Below are 19,379 nucleotides of genomic sequence, written 5' to 3' on the forward strand. Positions count from 1 at the left end.
CAGTCGCCAAATATTTGACGGCATTTATAGTGAAAACCGTTTCATGCTTGTAACAACAGAGCTAAGAACATTCTAGAGAGAACCATAGAAGAATTTTTCATAAAGTATATGCCAAAAAAAACTTATGCGCTCCGTAAAATCCAGCACATTGTTCACTGCGAAAGCCCTTGATTTCTGAGCGTTAGGGCGCTCTTCGGGGTTTGAGGAAAGTTCCAGACCACATATCGACATAGGGCGGGGAAGTGCTGGAGGGGAGGGAAGCGGACGGTTTTGAGGTGACGGTTTTTTGTCACCTTGGTGGATCAAAACCGTTACGCATCGCTCAAAGGGCGAATTGTTGCGCAAGTGGATCCCGATGCCATTGATTGCAGAGGGTTTTTATCGCGCAGCAGACACGTCGCCCGCGAGCGGTACGCTTGGCGAGAACGGCGCCAGGGCAGCGGCTTACTTCAGGTAACCACTGCCAGCAGGCGATTCCGCCAGGCAACCCGTTAGAGCCAGGAGCACGTTCTTCGCAAAAACAGGATGCCGACAGCGGTTGGCAGCGGAGGAAGTGCACATGGCTACGCTCATCGGTATTGTCAGTAAGGTCATTGGTCAGGTGTTCGCGGTTGCGAGCGATGGCACCCGACGCGGGCTGGTCGAGGGGGACCGGTTATTCGTCGGCGATCAACTGGTCACCGGGGCCGAAGGCGCGGTGGCGGTTCATCTGCAGAGTGGCCAGGAACTGACACTTGGGCGTGGCAGCAGTATGGAGATGACGCCTCAGTTACTCGCGCATCAGGCACCCCATGTAGACACCGCTGAAGCGGTGACACCGACTCAAGCGCAACTGACCGATGTCGAACAACTGCAAAAAGCGATCGCTGCCGGCGACGACCCAACCCAGACTGCTGAAGCTACGGCGGCCGGACCGGGTTCGACCGGTGCACCTGGTGCATTGGGCGGTGGCCACTCGTTTGTCATGCTTGAAGAGGTGGGCGGGCGGGTCGATCCGACGATTGGTTTTCCTACCGCAGGCTTCAACGGCATTCCCGAATTTCCCCTGGGGCGGCTGGCCGGAAACCCGGACAACGGCGACAACGGTGCAGGTGGTGCAGGTGGTGCAGGTGGTGCAGGCGGTGCAGGTTCAGATGGTTCAGGCGGTTCAGGCGGTTCAGGCGGTTCAGGAGGGACAGGCGTTCTTCCTGTGACACCAGTAGTTCCTGATGTGCCGAACAATCCGGTCACCCTCACCGGCCTGACGGTGGCAGGGGGCGAACTGACCCTCAATGAGGCCAACCTGGCCGACGGTTCGGCCCCCAACCCTGGGGCGCTGACCAAGACCGGCACGTTCAGCGTGTCTGCTCCTGACGGGCTGACCAGCCTTAGCATCGGTGGGATCAACGTGATCAGCGGTGGCGTTGCCGCAGGCTTCCCGCAATCGATCACCACCCCGTTGGGCAACACCCTGACCGTCACCGGCTACAACCCGGCCACGGGGGTTGTGAGTTACAGCTACACCCTCATCGACAATGAAACCCATCCGGCCGGTGACGGCACCAACAACCTCAGCGAACACTTCACCGTGGTGGCCGGCGACAGCAATGGCGATACCACCACCGGTTCCCTGGACGTCAACATCACCGACGACGTGCCCAAGGCGGTCGATGACAGCCATCTCAGCACCGCGTCGGAAACCTTACTGACGCTCAATGGCAATGTGCTGACCAACGACGTGCAAGGTGCCGACCGCGTGACCACCGGGGAAAGTACCGGGCCGATCACCCCAGGCACATTCACCGGGATTTACGGCACCCTGGTGCTCAACGCCAACGGCACATACACCTACACCCTGAACACCAGCGACGCGGACTTCAAAGCCTTGCACGCGGGTGGCAACGGCACCGAAACCTTCACCTACAACCTGACCGATGCCGACGGCGACACCAGCACGGCCAACCTTGTGCTGAACATCCATAACAACGATGACCCGGTCACGATTGGCGGCCTGAACGTCGAGGGCGGCGAAATCACCGTCTACGAAAAAAACCTCACTTACGGCTCCGACCCTGATGCCCCCGCCCTGACCCAGAGCGGCACCTTCACCGTCAACGCACCGGATGGCCTGCAAACCCTGACCGTGGCCGGCGTCGCGGTGGTCAGCGGTGGGGTGGCGGTAGGTTTCCCGCTATCCGCCACCACCTGGACGGGCGCCACCTTCACCATCACCGGTTACGACCCCGCCACGGGCGTGGTGAGCTATAGCTACACCCTCAATTACGACAGCGACCACCCCAATGCCGGCGGCGCCAACAGCATTTACGAGAACTTCGACGTCGTTGCCACCGATAGCGACGGCAGCACGGCGACCGGGCAAATCAACGTCAACATCGTCGATGACCTGCCGACCGCCAACCCTGATGCGATTTCGGTCGCAGAGGGCGGCATCATCAGCGGCAGCGTGTTGTGGAACGACGTCGGCGGCGCCGATGGCCCCGCGGCAGGGGGCGCGGTGGTCGGCGTGCGTGCCGGTTCAGATACCTCTACCCCGGTCATTGGCGGCCTGAACACTCAGATCAATGGCACCTACGGTTACCTGACGCTGGATGCCAACGGCAACGCCGTCTACCACAGCAACCCGAACGCCGTGAGCGGCCCCGGGGCGACCGACACGTTCACCTACACCCTGCGCGATGCCGACGGTGACCAAAGCACCACCACCATCACCATCGACGTGAACAACAGCTCCATCAGAGCGGTCAGCGACAGCGACGTGACCGTGTATGAAAAAGCCCTCGACCTGAACCAGGACGGCCAGGACCTAGCGCCCGGCACCGTTACCGGGAGTTTGCCGAGCAATACCGGCGAAACTGCCAGTGGCACCCTGGTCGGCTCCGTCACGGGCGCGGTCGGCGCAATCACCTACACCCTGGTCGGCAGCGCCACCGGCACCTACGGGCAAATCCTGCTCAATCCTGATGGCTCCTACACCTACACGCTGACCTCGGCGCCAAGCACCACGCCGCATGCGAACGACGGCGCCAACACCCTCAGCGAAAGCTTCACCTACCAAGCAACCGACGCCCTGGGCAACAGCACCACCAGCACCATCGTGATCAACGTCGTCGATGACGTGCCGACTGCTCATGCCGACGAGACTTCGGTCGCCGAAGGCGGCATCGTCAGCGGCAACGTGCTGTGGAACGACGTCGGCGGCGCCGATGGCCTCGCCGCAGGAGGCGCGGTGGTCGGCGTGCGTGCCGGTTCAGACACCTCGACCTCGGCCGTTGGCGGCCTGAACACTCAGATCAATGGCACCTACGGTTACCTGACGCTGGACGCCAACGGCAACGCCGTCTACCACAGCAATCCGAACGCCGTGAACGACCCCGGGGCGACTGACGTGTTCACCTATACCGTGCGCGATGCCGACGGTGACCAAAGCACCACCACCATCACCATCGACGTGATCAACAGCGGGATCAGGGCGGTCAGCGACAGCGACGTGACCGTGTATGAAAAAGCCCTCGACCTGAACCAGGACGGCCAGGACCTAGCGCCCGGCACCGTTACCGGGAGTTTGCCGAGCAATACCGGCGAAACTGCCAGTGGCACCCTGGTCGGCTCCGTCACGGGCGCGGTCGGCGCAATCACCTACACCCTGGTCGGCAGCGCCACCGGCACCTACGGGCAAATCCTGCTCAATCCTGATGGCTCCTACACCTACACGCTGACCTCGGCGCCAAGCACCACGCCGCATGCGAACGACGGCGCCAACACCCTCAGCGAAAGCTTCACCTACCAAGCAACCGACGCCCTGGGCAACAGCACCACCAGCACCATCGTGATCAACGTCGTCGATGACGTGCCGACTGCTCATGCCGACGAGACTTCGGTCGCCGAAGGCGGCATCGTCAGCGGCAACGTGCTGTGGAACGACGTCGGCGGCGCCGATGGCCTCGCTGCAGGGGCGGTGCTCGGCGTGCGTGCCGGTTCCGACACCTCGACCTCGGCCATTGGCGGCCTCAACACTCAGATCAATGGCACCTACGGTTACCTGACACTGGACGCCAACGGCAACGCCGTCTACCACAGCAACCCGAACGCCGTGAGCGACCCCGGGGCGACCGACGTGTTCACCTATACCGTGCGCGATGCCGACGGTGACCAAAGCACCACCACCATCACCATCGACGTGATCAACAGCGGGATCAGGGCGGTCAGTGACAGCGACGTGACTGTCTACGAAAAAGCCCTCGACCTGAACCAGGACGGCCAGGACCTGGCGCCCGGCACCGTTACCGGGAGCCTGCCGGGCAATACCGGCGAAACTGCCAGTGGCACGCTGGTCGGTTCGGTCAGCGGCGCGGTCGGCGCGATCACCTACACCCTGGTCGGCAGCGCCACCGGTACCTACGGGCAAATCCTGCTCAATCCTGATGGCTCCTACACCTACACGCTGACCTCGGCGCCCAGCACCACGCCGCACGCCGACGATGGCGCCAACACCTTGAGCGAAAGCTTCACCTACCAAGCAACCGACGCCCTGGGCAACAGCACCACCAGCACCATCGTGATCAACGTCGTCGATGACGTGCCGACTGCTCATGCCGACGAGACTTCGGTCGCCGAAGGCGGCATCGTCAGCGGCAACGTGCTGTGGAACGACGTCGGCGGCGCCGATGGCCTCGCCGCAGGAGGCGCGGTGGTCGGCGTGCGTGCCGGTTCAGACACCTCGACCTCGGCCGTTGGCGGCCTCAACACTCAGATCAATGGCACCTACGGTTACCTGACACTGGACGCCAACGGCAACGCCGAATACCACAGCAACCCGAACGCCGTGAGCGGCCCCGGGGCGACTGACGTGTTCACCTATACCGTGCGCGATGCCGACGGTGACCAAAGCACCACCACCATCACCATCGACGTGATCAACAGCGGGATCAGGGCGGTCAGTGACAGCGACGTGACTGTCTACGAAAAAGCCCTCGACCTGAACCAGGACGGCCAGGATCTGGCGCCCGGCACCGTTACCGGTAGCCAGCCAGAACGCACGGCTGAAACCGCCAGTGGCACCCTGGTCGGCTCCGTCACCGGTGCCAGCGGCGCCATCACTTACACCCTGGTCGGCAGCGCCACCGGCACCTACGGGCAAATCCTGCTCAATCCCGACGGCTCCTACACCTACACGCTGACGTCGGCGCCCAGCACCACGCCGCACGCCGACGATGGCGCGAACACCCTCAGCGAAAGTTTCACTTACAAAGCCACCGACGCCCTGGGCCATTCCACCACCAGCACCATCGTGGTCAACATCGTCGATGACCTGCCGACCGCCAACCCCGACATGGTCTCGGTAGTGGAGGGCGGCATCGTCAGCGGCAACGTGCTGGCGAACGACTTCGGCGATGCCGATGGGGGTGGGGTGGTCGGCGTGCGCGCCGGTTCAGACACCTCGACCTCAGCCATCGGCGGTTTGAACAGCCAGATCAATGGCACCTACGGTTACCTGACGCTGGATGCAGCGGGCAACGCGGTCTATCACAGCAACCCGGACGCCGTGAACGGTTCCGGTGCGACCGACGTGTTCACCTACACCTTGCGCGATGGCGATGGCGACGAGAGGACCACCACCATCACCATCGACGTGAACAATAGCTGCATCAGCGGCAACGACGGCGACCTGGCCGGTTCGACGTTGCCGGACCCAGTCATTGCGAACGCGCCACCGGTGGCGGTCGATGACCACGTCATCACCAACGTGCTGTCGGGCAACATCGTGGTGCCGGGCGAGTTGTTGCTGGCCAACGACACCGACCCCAATGGCGACCCGCTGACCGCTTCGCCGACCACCGTCAACACTGGTTGGATTGCCAAAGGCGCGGACTTCACCGGCACCCATCAAAACTTCAGCTTCACCGGCGGTAACGAGCAGGCGGTGACCCTCGCCCGCAGTGCATTCGTCGCCAACACGGCAGCCATGACGGCAGTGTTGGTGGTCAGCGGGGCGCTGGGAGCGGTCAACAACACCCACGATGAGGACCGCATCACCGTCGACCTCAAACAGGGTGAAACCCTTAACCTGGATCACAATCTGGCGGCCGGTCATGTCGCCATGGAGTACTCAATCAACGGCGGCGCATGGATCGCCCTCGCGGACGGGCAAACCCTCACCGCAACGTCGGACAGCACCTGCCAGATCCACATCACCAACATCGACGACGGTGGTCCGGGCAACAGCGGGAAGGGCGCGGAAAACTACCAGCTGACCATGACCGTCAACTACGCCGGGGCCCACGACATCGCGCCAGATGTCCACGGCACCTACACCGCCAGCGACAGCCATGGCGGCAGCGACAGCGGTGCCGTGACCATCACCTATCAGGACGGCCACACCCTCACCGGCACGGCGGGCGACGATGTACTGGTGGCAGGCACCGGCAACAACGTGATCAATGCCGGCGACGGCAACGACGTACTCACCGCCGGTTCCGGCAACAACGAAATGCACGGCGGCGCCGGCAATGACTTGCTGTACAGCGGTGCGGGCAACGACCTGCTCGACGGCGGCACTGGCGTCGACACCGCGAGCTATGCCCACGCCACCGCCGGGGTCACCGTCGATCTGAGCCTGCTCACCCCGCAGAACACCGTAGGTGCCGGGACCGACACCCTGACGGCGATCGAAAACCTGACCGGCTCAAACTTCAACGACAGCCTCACCGGCGACAACCACAGCAACATCATCAACGGCGGCCTGGGTAACGACATGCTCAACGGTGGGGGCGGCGACGACTTCCTCATTGGTGGCCTGGGCAACAACACCCTCACCGGCGGCAGTGGTACCGACACCTTCCAGTGGCTCAAAGGCAACAGCGGCCACGACGTGGTCACCGACTTCACGCCGGGCATCGACAAACTCGACCTGTCACAACTGCTGCAAGGGGAAAACAGCACCGCGGCGTCGCTGGATGACTACCTGCACTTCAAAGTCACCGGCAGCGGCGAATCACTGGTCACCAGCATCGACGTCAGCGCCATGGCTGGCGCCGCGCCGAACCAGACCATCGACCTGGCGGGTGTGAACCTGGCCAGCCATTACGGCGTAACGCCGGGGGCGGGTGGGGTGATTGCGGGGGGCACGATACGGCGACGATTATCAACGGGATGCTCAATGACCATTCGTTGAAGGTGGATACCGTGTGATCTGAAGGCTGAAACGACAAAACCCGCGATCCCCGTAGAAAGGGATGGCGGGTTTTTTGTTGTTTGGGGGCGTCGCTTGATCGTTCCCACGCTCCACGCAGAGCGTGGGAACGATCATTAAGTAACGTGGGGTGGCCCTTAAACATGGGCTGCCGATAACACAGTCCGACTGATGCCTCACATCGGCTCCGGCGGCCCAATCAATCGGCCCATCACCCCAAACAACCCCAACTCCCGGATCACCTCCAACTCCCCCTTGGTCTCGACCATCTCCGCAATCAACGGCAAATCAATGCTGTTGGTCGCCCGAAAAATCGCCTCGATGAACAACCTTTTATCACTCTGCTCATCAATGTGACGGATGTACGCACCGTCGATTTTCAAGTAAGCCAGCCCCAGTTGAGTCAGGTTGCCGATCTGGCCGAAGCTGCCGCCAAAATGCTGCAGACCGATGCGGTAACCGGTGTTGAGCAGGCTGTGGCTCAGGCGTTGCAGTTCTTCCTGAGGTGGCAGTTGGCGTTCGTCGATTTCCAGAATCAGCAACGTTGCGAGTTCGGGCAGCGATTCGAGCATGTCGAGGATGTGTTGCAGCTGCGCGGGATCGCGCAGGGTGCTGCCGGACAGGCTTAACGCCAGGGGCCAACGATTGACGATGAGGTAGTCGAGGGTGGCTTCGAGCATGGCCAGGTCGAAGCGCGCCGACCAGCCGAGTCGCTCGATCCACGGCAGGAAATGCCCGGCAGCAATGGCCTCGCCCTGCGGGTCGAGCAGGCGTGCGAGGACTTTGTGATGCAGCACCTGGCTGGTGTCGGCGCATTGCACCACCGGCTGGAAATACAGTTGCATCTTGCCTTGGTTCAGGGCGTCGTCGATCCAGGTTTGCCAGTCGTTTTGGGATGGGTTCGGCGCGGTGATGGAATCGGCCAAGTGAACCCACGGGCGCTCGGGATGTTGCCGGGCTTCGGTCAACGCCTGATCCAGTCGCGTCAGCACGTCACTGGCCGGCTCACCGGGGTGGTAAGGGGCGATCCCCAAATGCGCCACCGGCATGGAGTCGCTGGCGCCGGTCAGGCGCAGGTTTTCCAGGGTGGCGCTGATTTCGCAGGCCAGGCGTGCGGCGTCGGTGCTGTCCAGCCCTGGCGTCAGCAGGCTGAATTCACCGCCACGATTACGCGCGGCTAGCCAGGTGCGACGTTCCGGTGGCTGGGTAAGGCGCTTGAGCAATTCACCGACGGCGCTGATCAGCGCATCGGTGCGCTGGCCACCCAAGCGTTGGTTGAGACCGACCAGATCGTTGATTCGCAGCATCAGCAAATGGCCGTCGCTGCTCTGCTCGGAGACCAGCAGCTCGTCGGCCAACTCTTCATCCAGCAAGCGTCGATTGGCCAGGCCTGTAAGGCTGTCCTGATAGGACTCGACCCGCAGCTTTTCACTGCGTGCGACCTCTTCGGCGAACAGCGCCTTGAGCTTCTCGACCATCTGGTTCATGGCCAGTACCACGCGTTTCAATTCCGGTGTGCGCGGCAGTTTCGGCAGGCTGAGGAACTCGCGTTTGCTGATGGCTTCGGCCTGTTTGACCATGGTGTCGAGTGGACGAAATTGCCGGCGCAGCAACCAGCCACCAAACACGGCACTGAGCAGGCCGCACACCAGCAACCAGATCAGGCTGCCGAGAGTGCTGTCCCAGAGTTTGGCCAGGGCGAACTGCGGATTGCTCAACACTTCGACCCGTGCCGCCTGGACCCAGCCGCGCATGATCAGCGCTTCGCCACCGGGTGGGTGCAGGTTGACCAGGTTCACAAACCAGGCGGGAACGCCCTCAATTTGCCCCGGCGCACTGCGCTCCACCAGCACCTGCGCATTCTCGATGTTGATGATTCGAATGCTGCTGAAATAACCGCTGTCGAAAATCGAGCTGACCATTAATTCGATCATGGCCGGGTCATCGATTTGCGCCGTCAACGACAAACCCAACGCGGTGGCGGCGTCCTGGGCGTGGGAGCGCAACTGGCCGAGCATCTGGTCGCGAGAGCTTTCCAGGCTGACAAAAAAGCTGCCGCTGAACGCCACCAGCAAGAACAGGCAGATGGCGAGAAACAACTGTTTACGCAGTGACATAAATCGCTCCTTGCTCAGGTGGCTAGCCGTCGCCCACGGCGAACCCTTCGACCTGCATCTTTTTTAGTACGTCCTGCCAGCGCGACAGTTTTTTCGAGTCGCTGCTGCGTTTGCCGCCATTGGCTCCCGGCAAGTACAGGCCTTCTGCGTTGAAGGCGTACACCGGCAGCAAGTCTTTGCGTTGGGAGGCGGGGCGGACCTCGCCGATCAAGTTGTCCAGCACCAGAGGATCGGCCGTGGGGCTGTTGTAGAACGTCAGCACCATGTGCGCCTGGTTCTGGGTCAGGGCTTTCACGTAGGTGATGCGTAGTTTTTCGCTGGGAATTCCCAAGTAGCGCAGGCTGAAATATTTCGCCAGTGCGTAGTCCTCGCAATCAGCGGCACCCTTGATCAGGGATTCGACGGGCGTGGCCCAGTAATCGGTCTGATGCCAGATGCGGGTGTCGTCCAGAAAGCTCAGTTGCTGATTGAAGAAGCGATTGACTGCGATCAGTTGCTCGCGCTCGGGGGCGTTGACTTCGCTTTGCAGCATCTGACTCCAGGCCTCGATCCTTCCCCGTCCCGGGCCGAGGGTGCCGTAGCGATTTTCGGCGGTTTGCAGAATTTGCGTAAAACTCCAGTTGGCCCCGACACTGCCCAGCCCGGCGAACAGAAAAGTGATCAGCAACAGCCATCCGCCGAGCCGAAGTCGGAGCGTTGACCATCCTGGACTACGCGGACTGCGGGACATGTCTGGCCGCTCCGGTACAGATGTCTGAAGTCTAGGCGGTGTTTTCAGCTAGGCAGGACAGATCGTCGGGTTGGTACGCGGACTTGTAGCAGCTGGCGAAGCCTGCGTTCGGCGGCGGAGCGGTCGTAAACCCTGCACACGCGGTTTGCCTGATAGACCGCAGCGGATGGCCTAGCGACGGCTTCGCCGCCGAACGCAGCCTTCGGCAGCTGCTACAGGGATTGTGGCGTTTTCAGGATTTATGCAGGGTTTTCTGTTTGAGGATGTAGAGGGTCACCAGCACGGCGCTGGTCAGCATGAACCCCCGCGCCCACGGCAGGGGCACCAGATAGCAGGAGAGCAGGATGCTCGCCCACATCAGGCCGATGGCGTAGACCTTGCCTTTGAGCGGGATACCGTTGCCGCTCAAGTAATCGCGAATCCACGGCCCAAGCCGCGGATGTTCAACCAGCCAATGATAAAAGCGCGGCGAACTGCGGGCGAAACAGGCGGCCGCCAGCAGCAGGAAGGGCGTGGTGGGCAACACAGGCAGGAAAATCCCGATCACTCCCAGCGCTACGCTCAGCCAGCCGATGGCCAGCAGCACGTAACGCAACATCAGGGAGCGGTTGCCTATGGGGTTGTCCATAGGCAAAACCTTAGTGGTGACGAGGCTTGAGGATCGCCGGTTTTTCGTCTGGCGCCTGGCACAGCAGGTACAGCGCGGTCAGGGCTTCCGGGATCTGCACGATCATGTCGTCCATCAGGTTGGCGTCTTTGGCGATGTCTTCGAACTCAGGCTGTTCGTCGAACAGACCCGAACCGACCATGATCGGCAGCAGCATTTCGCTGACTTCGTCTTCGGCGGTTTCGAACCAGGCCGCTTCGCGCAGGAACACGCCTTCCATGAAGCCGATGCACCAGCCGCGCAGGTCGGAGTCATCCGGCTCTTCGCCCAGGTCCAGGTCGCAGGGCAGCTCGAACTCTTCATCGGACGCCAATTGGCGTGCGATGTGAGCCTTGAGGGCCAACAGAGTGGATTCAATCGCTTCACGCTCGGTGTCGTCGGCGTAATGCGGCTCTTCGGCGAAGAGGGCGTCGATCCATTCACGGTCGGGAACGGTTTCGGAACAGATCGACAGCGCAGTGAGGTAGCCGTGGGCGGCCACATAGTCCAGCGCCTCGTCATGCAGTTCGTCGGCGTCGAGGAAGACTTGCAGGCGGGTTAGTTGCTCAGCGAAGGACATTAAAGGGCTACCTTGGGAATTAAACAGATGCGGGAATTCTAGGCCTTCTTGAGCGCTTGGGCCAGCCGCGCGGGATATTTGCCCCATCGCGGCCCCGCGAAACACCGCAATCCCTGTGGGAGCGAGCCTGCTCGCGAAGACGGCAATACATTCAGCATCATTGTTGACTGGCCCACCGCTTTCGCGAGCAGGCTCGCTCCCACAGGTTCTGCGTTGCACAGCTTTCAAGTGTCTTATCAGCGGCACCCTTAGCAGGGGAGGGGTCGGGTATACTCCCGCGTTTTGTGATGCCCTGCCGGCGTCGCGGCTGAAATGTGAAGCGTCATGCAATGCGCACTTACGATTTGTCGGTGCAGCCTTCGTGGTTCTGAACCAGCCTTGCAGGGATGTTTTTGTGATTTTTGGAGTTTCTATGCTCGAACAGGCTCAACGCGTCCTCAAGGACATCTTCGGCTACGACAGTTTCCGTGGCCGTCAGGGTGCAATCATTGAGCGCGTGGCCAGTGGCGGCGACGCCCTGGTGCTGATGCCTACCGGTGGCGGCAAGTCCTTGTGCTTCCAGGTGCCGGCGCTGTTGCGCGAAGGCCTGGCGGTGGTAGTGTCGCCGCTGATCGCACTGATGGACGACCAGGTCGCCACCCTCGAAGAGCTGGGTGTCGCTGCGGCGGCATTGAACTCCACGCTCAGCGCCGAGCAGCAGCGCGATCTGGCGGCACGGATCAAGCGTGGAGAAGTGAAAATGCTTTATCTCGCGCCCGAGCGTCTGGTTCAGCCACGAATGCTGGCCTTTCTGCAAAGTCTTGAGATTTCCCTGTTCGCCATCGACGAAGCCCACTGCGTGTCCCAATGGGGCCACGACTTCCGCCGCGAATACCTGCAATTGGGCCAGTTGGCGGAATTGTTCCCCAACGTCCCGCGTATCGCCCTGACCGCGACCGCCGACAAGCGTACCCGGGAAGAAATCGTCGACCGCCTTCATCTTCAGGATGCCGAGCGCTTCCTGTCGAGTTTCGATCGCCCCAACATCTTCTATCGCATCGTGCCCAAAGAGCAGCCGCGCAAGCAGTTGCTGGCGTTCCTCGCCGAACGGCGAAGCGATGCCGGCATCGTCTATTGCCTGTCGCGCAAGAAAGTCGACGAAGTGGCGGTGTTTCTCAGCGAACAAGGCTTCCCGGCGCTGCCGTACCACGCCGGTTTGCCCAACGATACCCGGGCTCACCACCAGAAGCGCTTCCTCAACGAGGAAGGCCTGATCATGGTCGCCACCGTGGCGTTCGGCATGGGCATCGACAAGCCCAACGTGCGCTTTGTCGCTCACCTCGACTTGCCAAAATCCCTTGAGGCTTATTATCAGGAAACCGGTCGCGGCGGCCGAGACGGTCTGCCGGCAGACGCCTGGATGGCCTACGGCCTGCAAGACGTGGTGATGCTCAAGCAGATGTTGCAGAACTCCGAGGGCGACGAGCGCCACAAGCGTCTGGAGCAGCACAAGCTCGACGCCATGCTCTCGCTCTGCGAAGAAACCCGTTGCCGTCGCCAGACGCTGTTGGCTTATTTCGACGAAGACATGCCCGAACCGTGCGGCCATTGCGACAACTGCGTCGATGGCGTGCAGACCTGGGATGCCACTGAGCCGGCCCGTCAGGCACTTTCGGCGATCTACCGCACCGGCCAGCGTTACGGCGTCGGGCACCTGGTGGACGTATTGCTGGGCAAGGACAACGAAAAGGTCCGCAGCTTCGGCCATCAACATCTGTCGGTATACGGTGTAGGCAAGGCGATGGGAGAGAGCGAATGGCGCTCCCTGTTCCGACAACTGGTTGCCCGCGGTCTGGCGGACATCGACCTCGAAGGCTACGGCGGTCTGCGCCTGAGTGACACCTGTCGACCGCTGCTCAAGGGCGAAGTGACCCTCGAATTGCGCCGCGACCTCAAGCCGCAAACCACGGCCAAAAGCAGCAAGAGCCAGGCGAGCCAACTGGTTCGCGGCGAAGAACGCGAACAGTGGGAAGCCCTGCGCGCCCTGCGTCGAAAACTCGCCGAAGAGCATGGCGTACCGCCGTATGTCATCTTCCCCGACTCGACACTGCTGGAAATGCTCCGCAGCCAACCGACCTCGCTGTCGGAAATGGCCACGGTCAGCGGCGTTGGCGCGCGCAAGCTGGAGCGTTACGGCGAGGCCTTCCTCGAAGTCCTCGGCGGGCAAGTCGAGGCGCCGAAAGTGGTGGCCGACCTGCGCCACGAACTGATCACCCTGGCCCGAGCCGGCATGACACCGTTGCAGATCGCCGGTCAGCTGCAATGCTCGGAAAAGAACGTCTACACACTGCTCGCCGAAGCGATTGGCAAGCAGCAGTTGTCGCTGGAGCAAGCGCTGGATCTGCCCGAAGAGTTGATGGGTGAAATCCAGGATGCGTTCCTCGACGGCGAGGGCGAATTGCCACCCGTGTCAGAGATTGCCGCCCTGTTTGCCGGGAGAGTGCCGGAAGGCGTTTTGTACTGTGTTCGGGCGGCGCTGCAATCCGAATTCGAGATTTAGGTGATCTGCCACATAGATGTAACGATTCAGTACGGAGCAAGCCTTGCCTCTGGCCAAGGGTCATGCTTAGCTGACTAATAATTAGTTTTTCTCTATTTCAGTCTAATCATGAGTGTTTTATGCCGTTAACCGACCAACACCGCTTTGGCATGCAACTGGCCCAGATGTCGCGCGGCTGGCGTGCCGAACTGGACCGCCGTCTGGCTGGCCTGGGTCTGTCCCAGGCGCGCTGGCTGGTGCTGCTGCACCTGGCGCGTTTTGATGATGCCCCGACCCAACGTGAACTGGCGCAGAGCGTTGGCGTTGAAGGGCCGACCCTGGCTCGTCTGCTCGACAGTCTCGAAAGCCAGGGGCTGGTGCAACGTCAATCGGTGCTGGAAGACCGCCGGGCGAAGAAAATCGTCCTCTGTGCCCCGGCCCTTCCCTTGATCGAACAAATTGAAACCATTGCCACCCAACTGCGCCACGAGTTGTTCGACGGCGTCGATGAGGCGGACTTGAAGGTCTGCATGCGTGTCCACGGGAACATTCTGGCCAACCTGGAAAAATCTTGAGGCAGAAACGCACCCAGGACTTTTGAGATACTCCGTTGGGCAGACTATAAAGAACTACTTGGCAATATCGTGTTCGTACCGGATGTGCGAACGCGTACAAGATGTTTCTGGTTATCTAAGGGATGCTCATGCTCGAGAGTTGGCACATGGCTTTACGGTGTTGCGCCAGGCTGCTTCTGGTCGGTGGTGCTGTCACTTACTCGGCATTGGCGCCCGCGTTAGGCTTGGGCGATATCACCCTGCATTCGGCGCTGAACCAGCCGTTGCGTGCCGACATCGCACTGGAAGATGCCGTAGGTCTGGAGGAGGGTGAACTCTCGGTCAGCCTGGCGACAGCGGACGAGTTCAGCCGCGCCGGCATCGATCGGGTGTTCTTTCTCAATAATCTGAAATTCACGCCAATCCTGCGCGGCAACCGCAGCCTTATCCGGGTGAGCTCCAGTAAACCGGTCAATGAACCTTTCCTGAATTTCCTGGTGCAGCTCAATCAGCCCAACGGGCGTGTGCTGCGCGAGTACACGGTCCTGATCGATCCGCCGGGTTCACCGGGGATTGTTCCCGTCACTGACGAACCGTCTACCGACGTTCAGTCCTCTGGATTCCCGACGGTTGAGCCGGCCGTTGCGCAGCCACCTGCAGCGAAAAGCAAAAAGTCGCCACTCCCTCCTGCCGCAGCGCCTGTGAGTGATCCCGTTGCCGAACAACTGGCCGCCAGCGTGCTGCGAAACCAGCAGCTGCAAGCAACCATCGATGAATTGACTGCGAAGCTTCAGGCCCAGGAGGAGCAGGTCGCCGGTCAGAAAAAGCAGGTGACTGAACTGCAAACCCAATTGGCGGAAATCAAGACCGCCGCGGTGGAGCCGGTTGCACCCGCCGTTGTGGCTCCCGTGCCGGCCATTGTTGAAGAGCCTGAGGCTACTAACTGGGGGCTGATTTTCGGGTTGTTGGCGGTGGTGGTTCTGGTGTTGCTGGGGTTGTTCGTTCGGCGTCAACGACAACAGGTTCAGGCATTGCCCGACGCTTTACCTGTTTTGCCGTCACGGCATGAACCGGCGCTCAATCGCACTGCAGAACCGGTTGGCCAATCGTCAGAGCTGCAACCGGCAACTCAATCGGGTGAAGAGTCGCCCGCAGGCGATGTGCTTGAAGGGGTTGATATCTATCTGGCCTATGGTCGTTTTCCCGAAGCGGCCGGTTTGTTGCGAGAGGCGCTGATCAAGGAGCCGCAACGCGCGGATCTAGCCGTTCAGCTGTTGGACGTTTTGGGTAAACAGGGTGATGTACCTGCCTATGAAGCCCAGGAAAACAACCTGCGTGACGCCGGATACGACCTGCAAGAACTTCAGAATATTCGCGCCCGACACCCGAAATTGAGCAGTGCGGCACCGCTGGCCGTTGCAACGTCAATTACTACCCCCAAGGCTGCGATACCCGAAGCAGCGCCCAACGATGAGTTTCAGTTGAACCTGGATGACCTGTCGATGGATTCGAGTTGGGACCTGATCAGCCCTTTTGAACACTCGCCGTCCGCCGCGAAGCCATCGAGCGAATCCGCGCCGGTCGAGCCGCCGTTTATCTCGAACCTGCACGTCTTGCCCGAGGTGTTTGAAATGCCCGACGAGTCGACGCTGGACGAGCCCGAACTTGAATGGGTCGCCGAGCCTGACTCGCAGTCTCTGGATGACACCTTTCTCAACGAGTTCAGCGATCCCGGCCAGTCGCTGGAGCTGGAACCGCTGAACCTGGAACCGGCCGAGCCGAGCAGCGCCGACAAACTCGAACAAGCCCAGACCTGCATTGATGATGGCGATGTGGACAGCGCCATCGAACTGCTCAACGAGTTGCTCAAGGAAGGTAACGAGCCGCTGAAGCAGACCGCCCGGAACCTGCTCGCCGGGCTATCATAGCGGCGCCCTCTGGCTCAGGAGTTTTGCCAATCATGACTGCACGCAAACCGGAAATCATCATCACGTATTGCACGCAATGCCAGTGGCTGTTGCGTGCTGCCTGGCTGGCCCAGGAGCTGCTCAGCACGTTTGGCGATGATCTTGGCAAAGTGTCGCTGGTGCCTGGCACCGGTGGGGTGTTTCACATTTTCTGTGACGATGTGCAGATTTGGGAGCGCAAGGCTGATGGCGGTTTCCCGGAGGCCAAAGTGCTGAAGCAGCGGGTCCGCGATCAAATTGATCCGGACCGCGACCTGGGGCACAACGACCGCACTCAGTGAGAGGCGGCTTCTGCCGCAACGGTCTTCTTGCTTGAACCACCCGAGAGTCGGCTGGAGACCACGATCGCCACGATGATCAACGCGCCACCGATCAGCATGCGCAGCGTCGGATTTTCATCAAACAGCAGCCAGGCCATGGTGATGCCGTAAACCGGCTCAAGGGCGAACACCACTGCCGCCGTCCGCGCCTTGATCACTGCGAGGCTGGCAACAAACAGACTGTGAGCGACGCCGGTGCAGAACACCCCGAGCAGACCGATCCACAGCCAGTCGATGGCGCGCACTTCGCTCAACTGCGGTGCCGCCACCGGCAGCAGGCACAACGCGACCACCACGTTCTGACACAACGCCGCCTGCACCGCCGGGATTCGCCCGGAGCTGGCGCGGTTGGTCAGCGATAGCAGAGAGAACAGCAAACCTGAACCCACCGCCCACAGCAGACCCATTGTGGCGCCGCTGGCCAGATCGAAATCAGGGGTGACCAGTACCAGCCCGACACTGACCAGCACCACCAGCAGGATTTCGTTGGCGCGAATTCGCTCGCGGAAGATCAACCCTTCAAGGATCACGGTAAACGCCGGGAAGCTGGCGAAACCCAGGGTCGCGATTGCCACGCCTGCGACTTTCACTGCAATGAAAAAACTCACCCAGTGTCCGGCCAGCAGCAAACCGCTGAGCAATAGTCGGCGCCAGTCCACAGCCTCGAGTTTCTGCCAGCGAGTAGTGCTGGCGAACCGCGCAAAAACGGCCAACGCCAGCACAGCGAACGCGGCACGCCCGAAGACAATGACGGCAGGAGAGGCGGCAGCCAGTTTGCCGAACACGCCGGTCAAGCCGAACATCAGTGCGCCAATATGCAAAGCGTCAAGGGCGGTACGGGGAGTCATTGCAATCCTTGATAAACGAGACGTGTAGGACATTAAATCCTGCCAAGCCAGCTACGTCTGTCGCCAGACTATCGTCCTTTGTCGCCAGCCTCGCGCCGCAATTTACCGGGCGATGCGCCAAACTCCCGCAACACCGCGGCCGCGAAGGCACTCTGCGAACTGTAACCGACCCGACTGGCAACCTCGCCGATGGGCAATGGCGAATCCCGCAGCAGTCCCACAGCGATATGCAGACGTCGACTGCGGATGTAATCCATCGGCGTCTGCCCGCATTCAGCAACGAACCGCGCATGCAGCCGAGCGCTGGACAGACCGGCGACGCGCGCCAGATCGGCGACTTGAAGTGGATAGGCTGCGTACTGATCGATGTGCGCATTCAGCGCCGCATAAGGCAGGCGCCGACCACCGACGATCTCGGGTTTGGCGTTGTTGAGGCTGGCCAGCAACAACACCGCGCCTTGTTGCGCGATCAGTGGATCGCTGACCTGACTGCCCGCCAACCAACTGACCAATTGGCTTTGTCCGGCATCCAGCGACAGGCGACCGGCGTTGTCGAGTAAACGACGACTGGCTTCGGCGTGATCACCCAGGGACTGAGAAACCCATTGATCGCTGGGCACATCCAGTACCAGGCAACGGCTGCCATTGGCGCTACCGCAGGCGTGATGGAAACCGGACGGCACCACCACGAAACTCTGTTGAATCACCTGACTGCCACGCCCGTCGACCTCGAAATCCAGCGCACCCGACAGCCCAAACACCAGCTGCGCGTGGTCGTGGCTATGGACGATCAGGTCATGAGTGTATTGGCGTAGCGTGAGGATCGGTCTCATCGCAGGTCTCCCGGGCAAGGCTGCCAGTCTACACCGAGGGCAATCGTGGGGCGCTGTCACAGGACTGACTCGCCACTGTCATGGGCAATTAACCCGACCGGCGCAAGCTTGCAAAAACTTTTCCAGAGGGTTGCCCATGACCAGCGCCGAGCTCGCCAAACCCAGTCGTAAGCAACGTGTGCGGACCTTGTGGATTTCCGACGTGCATCTGGGGACCCGGGATTGCCAGGCCGAACACCTGTCGCAGTTTCTCAAGGGCTATCACGCGGACAAGATCTACCTGGTCGGCGACATCATCGATGGCTGGAAGCTGCGCGGCGGCATGTACTGGCCTCAGGCGCACACGAATGTGATCCGCCGCTTGCTGACCATGAGCAAGCGCGGCACCGAGGTGATCTACGTCACCGGCAACCACGACGAATTCCTGCGCCGCTATTCGAAGCTGATTCTGGGCAATATCCAACTGGTGGATGAAGCCGTGCACGTGACCGCCGATGGTCGCCATCTTCTGGTCATTCATGGTGACCAGTTTGACGTGATCACGAGGTATCACCGCTGGCTGGCCTTTCTCGGCGACTCGGCCTACGAATTCACCCTGACCCTCAACCGCTGGCTCAACCATTGGCGCGCACGCTATGGCTACGGTTACTGGTCGCTGTCGGCGTATCTCAAGCACAAGGTCAAAACCGCGGTCAGCTTCATCAGCGATTTCGAAGAAGCCATCGCGCACGAATGCGTCAAACGCGAGTTGCACGGCGTGGTGTGCGGGCACATTCACCATGCCGAGATTCGCAAGGTCGGCGGGGTGGATTACCTCAATTGCGGGGATTGGGTGGAGTCATGCACCGCGCTGATCGAGCATTGGGACGGATCGATCGAGTTGTATCGATTGGCGGATGCCCAGGCGCGGGAGGCTGAGTTGAAAGCCATCAAAATCGCAGAGCCTGCTTAAGAAAAAGGTGTTTGGGCGGGCCTCTTCGCGAGCAGGCTCGCTCCCACATTTTTGATCGTATTTTCCTGAAAGAACTCGGTCACCTGTGGGAGCGAGCCTGCTCGCGAATGGACTGCGCAGCAGTC

At 61.1% G+C, this 19,379-nt stretch carries 12 protein-coding genes; 6 read left to right on the top strand and 6 right to left on the bottom strand.

The window, feature by feature from the left end; translation table 11 throughout:
* The first annotated feature begins 559 nt into the window (after positions 1 to 559).
* Positions 560 to 7,171 carry a retention module-containing protein gene (locus JFU47_RS24890; protein ID WP_446739645.1) on the top strand — a complete coding sequence of 2,204 codons (6,612 nt, stop codon included), beginning with the start codon at positions 560 to 562 and terminating at the stop codon, positions 7,169 to 7,171.
* Between the two features lie 194 nt (positions 7,172 to 7,365).
* Here the strand turns inward: JFU47_RS24890 and lapD are convergent, their stop codons facing one another.
* From lapD to JFU47_RS24910, 4 genes are all read right to left on the bottom strand, one after another.
* A complete protein-coding gene (gene lapD, locus JFU47_RS24895; protein ID WP_201186347.1) occupies positions 7,366 to 9,306 on the bottom strand; it encodes a cyclic di-GMP receptor LapD in 1,941 nt (646 codons plus the stop codon).
* 22 nt (positions 9,307 to 9,328) lie between these two features.
* A complete protein-coding gene (gene lapG, locus JFU47_RS24900; protein ID WP_201186350.1) occupies positions 9,329 to 10,036 on the bottom strand; it encodes a cysteine protease LapG in 708 nt (235 codons plus the stop codon).
* 232 nt (positions 10,037 to 10,268) lie between these two features.
* Positions 10,269 to 10,664, bottom strand: coding sequence for a YbaN family protein (locus tag JFU47_RS24905; RefSeq protein WP_140684332.1), 396 nt, complete (start codon positions 10,662 to 10,664; stop codon positions 10,269 to 10,271).
* Positions 10,665 to 10,674: 10 nt separating this feature from the next.
* Positions 10,675 to 11,262 carry a UPF0149 family protein gene (locus JFU47_RS24910; RefSeq protein ID WP_008156162.1) on the bottom strand — a complete coding sequence of 196 codons (588 nt, stop codon included), beginning with the start codon at positions 11,260 to 11,262 and terminating at the stop codon, positions 10,675 to 10,677.
* 412 nt (positions 11,263 to 11,674) lie between these two features.
* On the opposite strand from JFU47_RS24910, the gene recQ reads away from it, so the two are divergent.
* The 4 genes from recQ (at position 11,675) to JFU47_RS24930 (ending at position 16,582) form a co-directional block, all read left to right on the top strand.
* The gene (gene recQ / locus JFU47_RS24915) at positions 11,675 to 13,801 is read left to right on the top strand and encodes a DNA helicase RecQ (protein ID WP_140684330.1); all 2,127 of its coding nucleotides are present in this window, start codon (positions 11,675 to 11,677) and stop codon (positions 13,799 to 13,801) included.
* Positions 13,802 to 13,920: 119 nt separating this feature from the next.
* Complete coding sequence (locus tag JFU47_RS24920; protein WP_140684328.1) at positions 13,921 to 14,355, top strand: MarR family transcriptional regulator; 435 nt, start codon at positions 13,921 to 13,923, stop codon at positions 14,353 to 14,355.
* Between the two features lie 128 nt (positions 14,356 to 14,483).
* Entirely contained in the window at positions 14,484 to 16,262 is a 1,779-nt protein-coding gene (locus JFU47_RS24925) for a FimV/HubP family polar landmark protein (protein ID WP_201186352.1), read from the top strand.
* Positions 16,263 to 16,294: 32 nt separating this feature from the next.
* On the top strand, positions 16,295 to 16,582 hold the full coding sequence (locus tag JFU47_RS24930; protein WP_033055915.1) for a SelT/SelW/SelH family protein: 288 nt from the start codon (positions 16,295 to 16,297) through the stop codon (positions 16,580 to 16,582).
* Here the strand turns inward: JFU47_RS24930 and JFU47_RS24935 are convergent.
* Both JFU47_RS24935 and JFU47_RS24940 read right to left on the bottom strand, forming a co-directional pair.
* Positions 16,576 to 17,469, bottom strand: coding sequence for a DMT family transporter (locus JFU47_RS24935; RefSeq protein WP_201186354.1), 894 nt, complete (start codon positions 17,467 to 17,469; stop codon positions 16,576 to 16,578). The genes JFU47_RS24930 and JFU47_RS24935 overlap by 7 nt on opposite strands.
* Positions 17,470 to 17,537: 68 nt before the next feature.
* A complete protein-coding gene (locus JFU47_RS24940; protein ID WP_140893411.1) occupies positions 17,538 to 18,302 on the bottom strand; it encodes a helix-turn-helix transcriptional regulator in 765 nt (254 codons plus the stop codon).
* Positions 18,303 to 18,438: 136 nt separating this feature from the next.
* On the opposite strand from JFU47_RS24940, the gene JFU47_RS24945 reads away from it, so the two are divergent.
* Positions 18,439 to 19,254, top strand: coding sequence for a UDP-2,3-diacylglucosamine diphosphatase (locus JFU47_RS24945; RefSeq protein WP_008156147.1), 816 nt, complete (start codon positions 18,439 to 18,441; stop codon positions 19,252 to 19,254).
* Positions 19,255 to 19,379: the final 125 nt, after the last annotated feature.

Origin of the sequence: Pseudomonas sp. TH39(2020) (assembly GCF_016650715.1) — a bacterium.
Lineage (GTDB): Bacteria > Pseudomonadota > Gammaproteobacteria > Pseudomonadales > Pseudomonadaceae > Aquipseudomonas > Aquipseudomonas mandelii_C.